Below are 13,047 nucleotides of genomic sequence, written 5' to 3'. Positions count from 1 at the left end.
TCCGCATGCGCCGCGTCGTTATCACTGGTCTGGGCATCGTTTCGTGCCTGGGCAATGACAAAGAGACCGTCTCCGCTAACCTGCGTGCAAGTCGCCCTGGCATCCGGTACAACCCGGAATATGCCGAAATGGGTCTGCGTAGCCAGGTTTCCGGCTCCATTGACCTCAACCTCGAAGAGCTGATCGATCGCAAGATCTACCGTTTCGTCGGCCACGCGGCGGCTTATGCCTACCTGGCCATGAAGGACGCCATCGCTGATTCCGGCTTGACCGACGAACAGGTGTCCAACGTGCGCACCGGCCTGATCGCCGGTTCCGGCGGCGCGTCGACCCTGAACCAGATGGAAGCGCTGGACATCCTGCGCGAGAAAGGCGTCAAGCGCGTTGGTCCTTACCGCGTCACGCGGACCATGGGCAGCACCGTTTCGGCCTGCCTGGCCACGCCATTCAAAATCAAGGGCCTGAACTACTCGATCTCCTCCGCTTGCGCCACCAGTGCCCACTGCATTGGCAACGCTGTCGAGCAGATCCAGATGGGCAAGCAGGACATCGTCTTCGCCGGTGGCGGTGAAGAAGAGCACTGGAGCCAGTCGTTCCTGTTCGACGCAATGGGCGCCCTCTCCAGCAAACGCAACGACACCCCGCAAACCGCTTCCCGTGCCTACGACGCCGACCGTGACGGTTTCGTCATCGCTGGCGGTGGCGGCATGGTCGTGGTCGAAGAGCTGGAACACGCCCTGGCCCGTGGCGCGAAGATCTACGCGGAAATCGTCGGCTACGGCGCCACTTCCGACGGCTACGACATGGTTGCGCCAAGCGGCGAAGGTGCCGTGCGCTGCATGCAGATGGCCATGTCCACCGTCGACACACCTATCGACTACCTGAACACCCACGGCACCTCGACCCCGGTCGGCGACGTTGCGGAAATGAAAGGCGTGCGTGAAGTGTTCGGTGACAAGGCTCCGGCCATCAGTTCCACCAAGAGCCTGTCGGGTCACTCCCTGGGCGCCGCCGGCGTTCACGAAGCGATCTACTGCATGCTGATGATGGAAGGCAACTTCATGGCCGGTTCGGCCAACATCGACGAGCTGGATCCGGAAGTGGCCGACCTGCCGATCCTGACCAAGACTCGTGAAAACGCCACCATCAATACTGTAATGAGCAACAGCTTCGGCTTCGGTGGCACCAACGCCACCCTGGTGATGAAGCGCTGGCAGGGCAAGTAAGCCCCGCCGCTACGCCGCACAGAAAAACGCCCCGACTGGTTCGGGGCGTTTTTTTGCCTGGCAAATATGCCTGGGTTCTTTGTGGGGACGGTTTTGCTCGCCCCCACATGAGACCTACAGTGGGTGGAATTCAGCGCACGACAAACCGCTGCTGCGTCAACAACCGATCCCCCTGGAACACCATGAACCGCCACTCCCCCGGCACCACTTCGTGGCTTTCGGTGAATTCGTAGGCCATGACATCCTGAGGCGCACCGGGTACCAATTTCTGAATGACTTCGAACTTGTCGTGGCGCACGCCGTCGGGGGTGCGGATACCGGGGGTGAAGTACAACAGGGTCAACGGCTGGTCATCCGCGACCTTGCCCGCCAACTGGTAGCGCATGCCGAACTTGGTGCCCAGCTTGGCCGGAACACTTTCGGTCTGGCGGATCTGCTCATTGCTGCGACGCAGGACCCGCTCGCCCGATTGCAGCTCGGCTTGGGGCCCTTCAAAGACACCGTACTCCACTGGGCCTTCGACACGAACTTCCGCCTGGGCCAGGCCGCAGGTCAACAACAGCGCGAGCAGTGCGCTTGGACGGGTGAGGTGCATGGTGCGCTCCTTGATTGAGATGAGCGCGAGGGTATGACGCGGGGGTGACAGGCTGATGACAAAGCCAAGTTCATGCAGATCGCTTCTGTGGCGAGGGGCAATCTCAACGCGGGACTGAACGGGGCAACACTGCCAGGAAGTTATCCCGCGCCACTTTCCTCGCCACGTCTTCCGGCAACGCATCGAGGAACGGATCGAAGCTGCGCAATTCCTTACCCAATTTGTTGAATCGTCCTACCACGTCCGACCCCACCATGAAGCGCTCCGGGAAGCGCTCCACCAGCTTTAGCCACTCATCCCGGGGCTTGCCGGTCTCATCCAGCAAATACGGCGTGAGCATGCTCCAGGACAGGTCGATGAAAAGATTGGGATAAGACTCAAGCATCCGCGTCAGGGTAGGCAGCAGGAAGGGCAACTGTGTCTGGTGTCGGTGAATCTCCATGCTCGTGCCTGCATGGGCCCAGATGAACCGCGTGTGTGGATGATTGCGTAACGGTTCTTCGATTTCTGCCAGGTACAGCGGATTTCTTTCGCGCTTGGAGGTGATGTTGGAATGCAGCATTACCGGCAGATCGTTCTCCGCCGCCAGGTGATAGATGCGCGTCATGGCCTCGTTGTTGGCCCGCGGCGTGTCGCCGGAGGTCAGCGCCGTCAGGTCGTCATGACGCGTGAATACTTCGCCGATGCCTTGCCACAGCCCCGGATAGAGATCGAGCATGCGCTGGATATGCGCATCGGAGTTCTTGTCGTTGGGGTTGAAGCCCGACAGGAAGGGATGGAAGTGCTGGCGTTGCTCGGCGGGGAGCTTGGATACCGCCGCCGCAACGATCACATCGGTGGCGCTGTACCAATAGGCATCCGCATCATCACCGGCGTAATAACGCGGGCGCTTGGGTTCGTCTTCATGCCATTTCTTCGCCACCGGCACGCCGGAAATCATGACGTGCTCGATGCGATTGTCCGCCATTGCCTTGAGGAGCTTGGGCATGCCGGCGCTTTCCTGGAAGAAATCGACGTAATGCAGGTGCGCGTCACTGTAGGCATATTCGCGAGCCACGGCGGCGCTGCCGGTAACGGCCAGCAAACAGGCGAGCATCAAACGGATCAAGGGCACGGGGATTCTCCAAAGGCCATGAGCAGCATAGACCCCCGCCGTCCCGCCTGGGTTCAGCCTTGGCTGCCGTGCGTTGCAAGCTCGGTTATGCTCTGCGCATTCGTCGCTCAACCTGGAAGCCACCATGACCGCTCCCCTGATCGTTCGCCCCCGTGCAGAAGACGTGGAAGGCCAGCCGATTCTTCGACCACTGCCGTCCGCCAAATGCCGCAGCGTGGGACCTTTCGTGTTTTTCGATCACATGCTGCAGACGTCCTACGCGGCGGGTAAAGGCATGAACATTCGCCAGCATCCGCATATCGGCCTCTCCACCCTCACCTACCTGTTCGAAGGACAGATCCAGCACAAGGACAGCCTCGGCTCCGATCAGGTGGTAAACGCCGGAGACGTCAGCTGGATGACCGCTGGCAGCGCGATTGCCCATGTCGAGCGCACTCCACAAGCCTTGTTGGAGCGTGGATTTGTCATGCATGGGCTGCAAGTCTGGCTGGCTTCACCCCAATCCCAAGAAGAAGGCCCTGGGCACTATAGTCACCATCCGGCCAGCAGCCTCCCAGTCAGCGAGAACCTGGGCGTCAGCATTCGCATGATCGCCGGGTCAGGCTTTTGCCTCGAATCGCCGGTTCCGGTGCTGTCCTCTACGTTGTATGCCGAACTTCACCTGCAAACCGCGACGACGCTGCTGATTCCCACCGAGCATGCGGAGCGGGCCCTGTATGTGCTGAGCGGCGAGGCGCTATTGGATGGGGAGCCGGTAGAAACCCACTCCTTGGTGATATTACCGAGCGACGAGGAAATGACACTGTTCGCCGACAGCGATTGCCATGCCGTGCTGTTCGGCGGTGCACCCCTGGACGGGCCACGGCGGATGAACTGGAATTTTGTTTCCAGCGACCCGGCCCGGATAGACGAAGCCCGCCGGCGCTGGGCGGCCGGGGATTGGCCAACCGTGCCCGGGGAAAGCGAGCGGATCGAACTGCCCTAGTGGTACGCGCAACGTGGCGAGGGAGCTTGCTCCCTCGCCACGGGGTTATGCAAGACCATCAACCCTTGAACACTTCATCGAGCAAATTGTGCATCGCGCGGAACGCGCGCCCGGCGACCTTGGCGTTGTACATCATCTTGCCCGGCACGTTGGCCTGCGGGTCGGTAAAGGAATGCACCGCGCCACCGTAGCTCAGCAATTGCCAATCCACCCCAGCCGCGTTCATTTCATCTTCGAAGGCCGGCAGTTGCTCTTTCGGCACCAACGGGTCGGAGGCGCCGTGCATGACCAACACCGCGCCCTTGATGTACTGGGCGTCGGCCGGGTCAGGCGTATCCAGGGTGCCGTGGAACGAAATCGCAGCCTTGAGCGGTGCACCGGTGCGAGCCAGTTCCAGGGCACAGCAACCACCAAAACAGAAGCCGAACGTGGCCAGGTTTGAAACGTCAACCTGCGCTTCGCCCTGGCTTTGCAACTGCTCGAACGCAGCCTGCATGCGCTTGCGCAAGAGGGCCCGGTCATTCTTGAGCGGCATCATCGCCGCACCGGCCTCGTCGGCATTGGTTGGGCGCACCGTCTGCCCATACAAGTCGGCAATCAGCACCACGTAACCGTTCGCCGCCACCGACCGGGCGATTTCCTCGGCCCCCGCGCCTACCCCCATCCAATTCGGTGCCATCAGCAACCCCGGGCGCGGGCCTTGCTGATTTGTATCGAAGGCCAGGCGGCTTTCATAGGTTTGGCCATCGAGCTGGTACACCACCGAACGAACCGTAATCTGACTCATGATTGACTCCCCTTGGCGGAACAATGGAAATGAAAAAACCCGCCGAAGCGGGTTTTTCCTTCAACTTGATTAAGCTGACAGTTCAACCAACAGCTTGTTCAGGCGACGGACATAGGCCGCCGGGTCTTTCAAGCTGTCGCCGGCCGCCAGGGCCGCCTGGTCGAAGAGAATGTGCGACAAGTCGCCGAAACGCTCTTCGTTCTGCTCGCTGTCGAGCTTCTCGACCAGCGGGTGGGCAGGGTTGAATTCGAAGATCGGCTTGGAGTCCGGGACTTTCTGACCGCTGGCTTCGAGGATCTGGCGCATTTGCAGGCCAAGGTCCTGCTCGCCGATGGCCAGGATCGCCGGGGAATCGGTCAAGCGATGCGAGACCCGCACTTCGCTGACGGCTTCGCCCAACGCAGTCTTGATCCGCTCGACCAGGCCTTCCTTGCTCTTGGCGACTTCTTCGGCGGCTTTCTTGTCTTCTTCCGAATCCAGGTTACCGAGGTCCAGGTCGCCACGGGCCACGTCGACGAAGCTCTTGCCGTCGAACTCGTTGAGGTAGCTCATCAGCCACTCGTCGATGCGATCCGTCAGCAACAGCACTTCGATGCCTTTCTTGCGGAAGACCTCCAGGTGCGGGCTGTTCTTGACCTGTGCATAAGTTTCGCCGGTCAGGTAGTAGATCTTGTCCTGGCCTTCCTTGGCGCGAGCCAGGTAGTCGGCCAGGCTGACGATTTGCTCGCCATCTTCGCCCTGGGTCGAGGCAAAACGCAGCAGGCCGGCGATCTTCTCTTTATTGGCGAAGTCTTCGGCCGGGCCTTCCTTCATGACCTGGCCAAAGTTCTTCCAGAAGCTCTTGTACTGCTCTGGCTCGTTCTTCGCCAGTTTTTCCAGCATGTCCAGCACGCGCTTGGTCAGTGCTGTCTTCATGGAATCGATGATCGGGTCTTTCTGCAGGATTTCCCGCGAAACGTTCAGCGACAGGTCGTTGGAATCCACCACACCCTTGATGAAGCGCAGGTACAGCGGCAGGAACGATTCGGCCTGGTCCATCACGAACACGCGCTGCACATACAACTTCAGGCCGCGTGGCGCTTCGCGCTGGTACAGGTCGAACGGCGCGCGGGCCGGCACGTACAGCAGCGAATTGTATTCCAGCTTGCCTTCGACCTTGTTATGGCTCCAGCTCAGCGGGTTTTCGTAATCATGGGCGATGTGCTTGTAGAACTCCTGGTATTCCTCGTCCTTCACCTCGGTGCGCGGACGGGTCCACAGGGCACTGGCGCGGTTGACGGTTTCCCATTCCACTTCAGGCTTTTCTTCACCTTCGGCAGCGGTGACTTCCTTCGGCAGCTCGATCGGCAGCGCGATGTGGTCGGAGTACTTCTTGATGATGTTGCGCAGGCGCCAGCCATCGGCGAACTCGTCTTCGCCGGACTTGAGGTGCAGGACAATGCGGGTACCGCGGTCAGCCTTGTCGACAGTGGCGACTTCAAACTCGCCCTCGCCCTTTGACGACCAGTGCACGCCTTCGCTCGCGGCGAGGCCGGCACGGCGGCTGAACACTTCGACCTGCTCGGCAACGATGAACGCCGAATAGAAACCGACGCCGAACTGACCGATCAGGTGGGAATCTTTCTTCTGGTCGCCGGACAGGTTCTTCATGAAATCGGCGGTGCCGGACTTGGCGATGGTGCCCAGGTGCGTGATCACCTCGTCGCGGCTCATGCCGATGCCGTTGTCTTCGAGGGTGACGGTCTTGGCGTCCTTGTCGAAGCTCACACGGATTTTCAGCTCGGCGCCGCCTTCCAGCAATTCTGGCTTGGACAGCGCTTCGAAACGTAATTTGTCGACAGCGTCGGAGGCGTTCGAAATCAGCTCGCGAAGGAAAATTTCCTTATTCGAATACAGCGAGTGAATCATCAGGTGCAGCAGTTGCTTCACCTCGGTCTGGAAGCCCAGGGTTTCCTTTTGAGTTTCCACGCTCATGGTCATCAAACTCCAAGTGGATGGTGGTGTCCGCCTCGCAGAGATTGGCGGCGGGATGTTCACAAGGTGGGGGCAACGACGATGATTTCAAGTGTCGGTCGGCCTGGAAGGGGCCGGTATCTTGAAATGGGCCCGGGCCGTTGCAATGGGTTCGGCTTCGGTTTCCTGCCAGGCGGTAATGGCCACGTTGGCCACGCGCCGCCCCTGGCGCCAGACCTGGCATTTGGCATAGGTGTCGCGAAACTGCCCGGCGCGCAGGTAATCCAGGGAAAAATCGATGATTTTCGGCACACCGGTCGCACGAGTGGCGATCAGCAAATGAACCGCAGCCGACAGCTCCATGAAACCGGCGATGACCCCACCGTGGATGGCGGGCAATAAAGGGTTACCAATGTTGTCCTTATTGGCCGGGAGGCGAAACAGCAGCTCATCGCCCTGGCGCGTGCATTCGACTCCGATGAGTTGCGCGTAGGGAATCGAGGCCAGCAGCATCGCGAAGTCGCCTTGCTCGCAGGCTTGGCGCAGGTGCTCTTCGGTCATATTGGTCATGGCTTTTGCGCGGCAGCCGTCAGGCCACTCCTCTTTATTCCCCGAGCGCCGTCACCCAGGCGCATGAACGTGCCCACCACATGGGCGATGGGGTGCTCGGGATCGTCCTGGTAGGCAAATCCCCGGCTGAAAATCACATCCGGCGTGACCCGATAACATTGGGCGAAGCCATAAATGGCCTTGTTGGGCATGGCAGCGTGCATGTAGTCGATGCGCAGGTCCAATGTCGGGCAGACTTCGAATTGCGGCAGCACACATAAGGTCGACATACCGCAGGCAGTATCCATCAACGAAGTCAGCGCTCCGCCATGGACAATTCCCGTCAGGGGATTGCCGACAATATGCGGACTAAAGGGCAGCTCCAGCGTGAGCCCTTCGCGACTGGCGCTGTGCAGTTTGATGCCCAGCACATGACAGTGCCTGAGCGCCGACAAGAAGCGGGCCGCACGCTCAAAAACGGGATCTTCAGCCATATTCGTAAATGCCCTGATGTGTGAAGGCGGCCGACAACAGTTGTGTGCAATAAAGTTCCGCTGGTTGCAAAGTTATATATCTAGCGCAAAAGAGGAACTTAACCAGAGGGTGCGTGCTCAAAAGGCCAGTAGTTATATCCATAAGGAGAAACACCCCATGCGTAAGACTTTTGCTATTGCCTTGATGTTGGCCGCCTCCCTCGGTCTCGCTGCCTGCGATAAAAAATCCGAGGACAAAGCTCAAGATGCCAACCAACACGCTGAGCAAGCTCAGCAAGACATGAACAAAGCACAGGATAAAGTGAACGACGCGGCGAAAGAAAACGCCGAAGCTGCCAAAGCTCAGTCTGAATCGAACAGTGCCGCCCAGCAGGAACAAGCGCCTGCTACCGCACCTAAAACCAACTGATACGGTTTTAGCGATAAAGGAAAACCCGCCTGGTGCGGGTTTTCTTTTGCATGCGATTCAACAAGCAGCGGCGCCGTCAGGCGGTTTCCTTGACGGTTTCAGGCGCTGGCGCCTCGGTAGGTGTATAGACCATGACGTCCAGCACGTCCGAATGAAATTCGCGCTGATACAACACAAACACCACGCCGGCACTCATCAACATGAATAACCAGGGGCTGACGAACCAGGCCAACATGGTCATTCCAAAGTAATAAGCACGCAGGCCGAAGTTGAACTGGTTGGCCGCCATGGAAATAACCCGCGCGGCCCGCGAAGCGAAGGCCTTGCGCTCCAGCTCGGACACGTGCCGCTCGCCAATCATCGGCGCCGATCCCACCAGGACGGCCGCAAAATTGTATTGGCGCATGCACCAACTGAACGTGAAGAACGCATAGACAAACACCAGCGCCAGGCACAGCAGCTTCACTTCCGCCATGCCTTGGGAGGCCTGTTGCACGAGTGGCAGGTCCGCCAGCAACGACACCGCCCGATCGGATGCTCCCAGCACCGTCAGGATACCGGCCAGGATGATCAGCGTGCTGGAGGCGAAAAACGAAGCATTGCGCTCCAGGTTGCCGATCACGCTGGCGTCGGCGATTCGGTTGTCACGCAGCAGCATGCGACGCATCCAGTCCTCACGGTACAAGTGCATCACGCTGGCCAGGCAGGCCGTGTCGCGGGCTTTCCAGGAGGCGTAACGGGTATAGCCGGCCCAGCAGACAATGAACCATACCGCGGCCAGGAGATGGATCAGGTTGGCTTGGATGAATGACATGCAATTCCCTGTGGCAGAAACAAAATCGGTGGCAATAGTATCAGCGAACCCTGGCGGAGAAAGCCTGCTGCGGCGGCGATCCGACGATTTCGGTATAACCGTCACTTCATTGTCGGCAGTTCCAACGCTTTCGCGAGCAGGCTCGCTTCCACAATCCACGGACATGCACTCAAGAAAAATGCCCCGTATCGACTGATACGGGGCATTTCGGTTCTTGCCGGTGGAGTTGCCTGTTGTCGCTTACGCCAACGCTTCGCTCCGCTTGCCCAGCAACCGATCACACACCACCGCGACCACCAGGGTCATGACCGAAGGCACCAGCCAGGCCAGGCCCTGTTCACTGAGCGGCAGGTGGGCCAGTTCCGTCGGCATCCAATCCGCCAACCCGGCGCCCTTGAGGGCATCGATCAAGCCGAACAGGAACGACACCAGCATGACCGGGCCGACGATGCGCCCTTGCTCATGCCAGAAATCCTTGCAGAAGCTCAGGGCCACCAGGGCAATGCACGGCGGGTAGATCGCGGTGAGGACCGGAATCGAGAAAGCGATCAACTTGGTCAGGCCCAGGTTGGACACCAGCAGCGAGAACGCCGCCAGGATCACCACCAAGGTCTTGTAGGACAACGGCAGGACGCGGCTGAAGTATTCGGCGCAAGCGCAGGTCAGGCCGACCGCAGTCACCAGGCACGCCAGGGAAATCAACACCGCTAGGAAACCGCTGCCCAGGCTGCCGAAGGTGTGCTGTACATAAGCGTGCAACACGGCGGCGCCATTGGTCGCGCCCGCCGCCACTTCGTGGCTCCCGGACCCCAGGCGGAACAGGCTGATGTAGACCAGCGCCAGGCCCACCCCGGCAATCAGCCCGGCGATGATGGCGTAACGGGTGATCAAGGCCGGCGACTCGACGCCACGGGAGCGGATGGCGTTGACGATGACGATGCCGAACACCAAGGCGCCAAGGGTATCCATGGTCAGGTAACCATTGATAAAGCCCTGGGAGAACGGCGCCGCCACGTACTCGGGTGTCGCCACGCCGATATTACCGGCTGGCAGGGCAAACGCAGCGATGCCCAATACGGCCAAGGCGATGATCTTCAACGGTGCGAGAAAGCGTCCCACGGTATCCAACAGGCGGCCCGGATAGAGCGAAATGAAGAACACCAGCAGGAAATACACCGCGCTGTAGAGAAACAGCGCCAGCGGGCTTTCGCCGGTCAGCGGCGCCAGGCCGACTTCGAACGACACGGTGGCGGTACGCGGCGTGGCGAACAGCGGACCGACAGCCAGATAGCACACCGCCGCCAGCAACCCGCCGGCGATTTTGCCGATGGGGCTGCTTAACGCATCCATCGCCCCGCCGACCTTGGCCAGCGCAACGACGGTAATCACTGGCAAGCCGACCGCGGTGACCAGGAAGCCCAGCGCCGCCATCCAGACATGAGGTCCGGACTGCAAACCGACGATAGGCGGGAAGATGATATTGCCGGCCCCGACGAACAGGGCAAATGTCATGAAACCAAGCGCCAGGATGTCCTGGCCTTTCAACACTTTCATTAAGGAAACCACACTACTGAATCGGAATTTAGAGAGGGATTTCCCTGAGGGGTGAGGGAAATGCTGCCGATCCGTATGGGATCGACCCGTTTAGCGCGTCGCTACCTTGTGGGCTGCGGTCGCAAAATTGGCCGCCAGACTAACGAATTTGGACGCAAAACGCACTGTTACAGGGCGAACTATCCGATACACGACGTTTCCGTGTCGCGTTTACATATCTATTTTTCCGGGTCGCTGTAGTTTGTGCAGGCCACAAAGGCAGGTCAGCATGCCCAAAGGCCAGAAACGACAAAGGCCCCCCGAAGGTGGCCTTTGTTGCTGGAACAAAAAAGTCAGCCGAAGCTTACTTCTTCATTTCCCAGCCTGTCAGCTCGGCCAGGGCCTTGCCGATGTCTGCCAGCGAACGCACGGTTTTCACGCCTGCGTCCTGCAGTGCAGCGAACTTCTCGTCTGCAGTGCCTTTGCCGCCAGAGATGATTGCGCCAGCATGGCCCATGCGCTTGCCCGGAGGAGCAGTCACACCTGCGATGTAGGAAACAACCGGCTTGGTCACGTTTGCCTTGATGTAGGCAGCGGCTTCTTCTTCAGCGGAACCGCCGATCTCACCGATCATGACGATCGCTTCGGTCTTCGGGTCTTCCTGGAACAGCTTCAGGATGTCGATGAAGTTGGAGCCTGGGATCGGGTCACCGCCGATGCCGACGCAAGTCGACTGGCCGAAACCGGCGTCAGTGGTCTGCTTGACGGCTTCGTAGGTCAGGGTGCCGGAACGGGAAACGATACCGACCTTGCCTGGCAAGTGAATGTGACCTGGCATGATGCCGATCTTGCATTCGCCTGGAGTGATCACGCCTGGGCAGTTAGGGCCGATCAGGGTGATACCCAGCTCGTCGCACTTGACCTTGGCTTCCAGCATGTCGATGGTCGGGATGCCTTCGGTGATGCAGACGATCAGCTTGATGCCGCCGAACGCTGCTTCAAGGATGGAGTCCTTGCAGAAAGGAGCCGGAACGTAGATCACGCTGGCGGTGGCGCCAGTGGCAGCTACAGCGTCTTTGACGGTGTTGAAGACAGGCAGGCCCAGGTGTTCGGTGCCGCCCTTGCCCGGCGTTACGCCGCCAACCATCTGGGTGCCGTACTCGATGGCTTGCTGGGTGTGGAAACTACCTTGCGAACCGGTAATGCCCTGGCAGATAACCTTGGTGTCTTTGTTGATCAGGACGCTCATTATTTGCCCTCCGCAGCTTTAACGACTTGTTGAGCAGCGTCGGTCAGGCTGGTAGCAGCGATGATGTTCAAACCGCTTTCTGCCAGTACTTTAGCGCCCAGCTCAGCGTTGTTGCCTTCGAGGCGAACAACAACCGGGATTTTCACGCCGACTTCTTTCACGGCGCCGATGATGCCTTCGGCAATCATGTCGCAGCGAACGATGCCGCCGAAGATGTTGACCAGTACTGCAGCGACGTTGGTGTCGGACAGAATGATCTTGAACGCTTCGGTAACACGTTCCTTGGTAGCACCACCGCCCACGTCGAGGAAGTTGGCTGGCTTGCCACCGTGCAGGTTGACGATGTCCATGGTACCCATGGCCAGGCCGGCACCGTTGACCATGCAGCCGATGTTGCCTTCCAGGGCTACATAGTTCAGTTCGAACTTGGCAGCGTGCGCTTCGCGCGGATCGTCTTGCGACGGATCGTGGAAAGTCTTCAGCTTAGGCTGACGGTACATGGCGTTGGCGTCGATGTTGATCTTGGCATCGAGGCAGTGCAGGTCGCCGTCGGCCTTGATCACCAGCGGGTTCACTTCCAGCAGCGCCAGGTCGTGGTCCTGGAACAGCTTGGCCAGGCCTACGAAGATCTTGGCGAACTGAGTGACCTGCTTGCCTTCCAGACCCAGCTGGAATGCCAGCTCGCGACCCTGGAATGGCTGTGCGCCAACCAGTGGATCGATGGTGGCCTTGAGGATTTTCTCAGGGGTGTCGTGAGCGATTTTCTCGATGTCCACGCCACCTTCGGTGGACGCCATGAACACGATACGACGGCTCGAACGGTCAACGACAGCGCCCAGGTACAGCTCTTTAGCGATATCAGTGCACGATTCAACCAGGATCTTGGTGACTGGCTGACCGTTGGCGTCGGTCTGGTAAGTCACCAGACGCTTGCCCAGCCACTGCTGTGCGAAGGCTTTGGCGTCTTCTTTGCTGCGAACCAGCTTGACGCCGCCCGCTTTACCGCGACCACCGGCGTGAACCTGGGCTTTGACAACCCATTCGCTGCCGCCGATTTTGTCGCAAGCTTCTGCTGCCGCTTCCGGGGTGTCTACAGCGTAGCCGGTGGATACTGGCAGGCCGTACTCAGCGAACAGCTGCTTACCCTGATACTCGTGAAGATTCATGCTTATTACCGTCTTCGTTAGGTACTGCGCATTCGGTGCTGCACCGTTGTGGTGCCGCACCACCTGTGACTGCTGCTTGCGTAGCGTTCCGGTCAACCGGGGCAGCTACGCAAGACTGCGTCCAGCGGACATTCCGCGGTGAGTCTTGCGCGCAAGGCTCACGACGGGCCGAA

13 protein-coding genes are annotated in these 13,047 nt (G+C 59.6%); 3 read left to right on the top strand and 10 right to left on the bottom strand.

Annotated features, from left to right (window positions below; translation table 11 throughout):
* The first annotated feature begins 5 nt into the window (after window positions 1–5).
* Window positions 6–1,226 carry a beta-ketoacyl-ACP synthase I gene (gene fabB / locus JZ00_RS26270; RefSeq protein ID WP_039594146.1) on the top strand — a complete coding sequence of 407 codons (1,221 nt, stop codon included), beginning with the start codon at window positions 6–8 and terminating at the stop codon, window positions 1,224–1,226.
* Window positions 1,227–1,356: 130 nt separating this feature from the next.
* Here the strand turns inward: fabB and JZ00_RS26265 are convergent, their stop codons facing one another.
* Together JZ00_RS26265 and JZ00_RS26260 are read right to left on the bottom strand one after the other, a co-directional pair.
* Window positions 1,357–1,821, bottom strand: coding sequence for a DUF3859 domain-containing protein (locus tag JZ00_RS26265; protein WP_039594145.1), 465 nt, complete (start codon window positions 1,819–1,821; stop codon window positions 1,357–1,359).
* A gap of 103 nt (window positions 1,822–1,924) precedes the next feature.
* Window positions 1,925–2,917: an amidohydrolase family protein gene (locus JZ00_RS26260; RefSeq protein ID WP_080942567.1), complete on the bottom strand. Its 993-nt coding sequence runs from the start codon at window positions 2,915–2,917 to the stop codon at window positions 1,925–1,927.
* 142 nt (window positions 2,918–3,059) lie between these two features.
* Between JZ00_RS26260 and JZ00_RS26255 the strand changes: the two genes are divergently transcribed.
* Entirely contained in the window at window positions 3,060–3,920 is an 861-nt protein-coding gene (locus JZ00_RS26255) for a pirin family protein (protein WP_039594143.1), read from the top strand.
* Window positions 3,921–3,978: 58 nt separating this feature from the next.
* Here the strand turns inward: JZ00_RS26255 and JZ00_RS26250 are convergent, their stop codons facing one another.
* From JZ00_RS26250 to JZ00_RS26235, 4 genes are all read right to left on the bottom strand, one after another.
* Window positions 3,979–4,707, bottom strand: coding sequence for a dienelactone hydrolase family protein (locus JZ00_RS26250; protein ID WP_039594142.1), 729 nt, complete (start codon window positions 4,705–4,707; stop codon window positions 3,979–3,981).
* A 69-nt stretch (window positions 4,708–4,776) separates the two neighbouring features.
* Window positions 4,777–6,681 (bottom strand): molecular chaperone HtpG, encoded by a 1,905-nt coding sequence (gene htpG, locus JZ00_RS26245; protein ID WP_039594182.1) that lies wholly within the window; start codon window positions 6,679–6,681, stop codon window positions 4,777–4,779.
* Window positions 6,682–6,768: 87 nt separating this feature from the next.
* Window positions 6,769–7,230, bottom strand: a complete 462-nt coding sequence (locus JZ00_RS26240) for a PaaI family thioesterase (RefSeq protein WP_039594141.1) — start codon at window positions 7,228–7,230, stop codon at window positions 6,769–6,771.
* Window positions 7,227–7,703: a PaaI family thioesterase gene (locus JZ00_RS26235; protein ID WP_039594140.1), complete on the bottom strand. Its 477-nt coding sequence runs from the start codon at window positions 7,701–7,703 to the stop codon at window positions 7,227–7,229. The genes JZ00_RS26240 and JZ00_RS26235 overlap by 4 nt, the downstream gene beginning before the upstream one ends.
* Before the next feature lie 157 nt (window positions 7,704–7,860).
* On the opposite strand from JZ00_RS26235, the gene JZ00_RS26230 reads away from it, so the two are divergent.
* The gene (locus JZ00_RS26230) at window positions 7,861–8,112 is read left to right on the top strand and encodes a hypothetical protein (protein ID WP_030138335.1); all 252 of its coding nucleotides are present in this window, start codon (window positions 7,861–7,863) and stop codon (window positions 8,110–8,112) included.
* Between the two features lie 76 nt (window positions 8,113–8,188).
* Here the strand turns inward: JZ00_RS26230 and JZ00_RS26225 are convergent, their stop codons facing one another.
* The 4 genes from JZ00_RS26225 to sucC form a co-directional block, all read right to left on the bottom strand.
* Window positions 8,189–8,926 (bottom strand): DUF599 domain-containing protein, encoded by a 738-nt coding sequence (locus JZ00_RS26225; protein WP_039594139.1) that lies wholly within the window; start codon window positions 8,924–8,926, stop codon window positions 8,189–8,191.
* A gap of 240 nt (window positions 8,927–9,166) precedes the next feature.
* Window positions 9,167–10,480 (bottom strand): branched-chain amino acid transport system II carrier protein, encoded by a 1,314-nt coding sequence (brnQ, locus tag JZ00_RS26220; protein ID WP_039594138.1) that lies wholly within the window; start codon window positions 10,478–10,480, stop codon window positions 9,167–9,169.
* A gap of 343 nt (window positions 10,481–10,823) precedes the next feature.
* Window positions 10,824–11,708, bottom strand: coding sequence for a succinate--CoA ligase subunit alpha (sucD, locus tag JZ00_RS26215; protein ID WP_039594137.1), 885 nt, complete (start codon window positions 11,706–11,708; stop codon window positions 10,824–10,826).
* Window positions 11,708–12,874, bottom strand: a complete 1,167-nt coding sequence (gene sucC, locus JZ00_RS26210) for an ADP-forming succinate--CoA ligase subunit beta (RefSeq protein ID WP_003179235.1) — start codon at window positions 12,872–12,874, stop codon at window positions 11,708–11,710. Before sucC ends, sucD begins: the two co-directional genes overlap by 1 nt.
* Between the last annotated feature and the right edge of the window lie 173 nt (window positions 12,875–13,047).

Source organism: Pseudomonas frederiksbergensis, assembly GCF_000802155.2.
Classification (GTDB): domain Bacteria; phylum Pseudomonadota; class Gammaproteobacteria; order Pseudomonadales; family Pseudomonadaceae; genus Aquipseudomonas; species Aquipseudomonas frederiksbergensis_A.
This window is presented reverse-complemented; position numbering and strand designations above follow the sequence as displayed.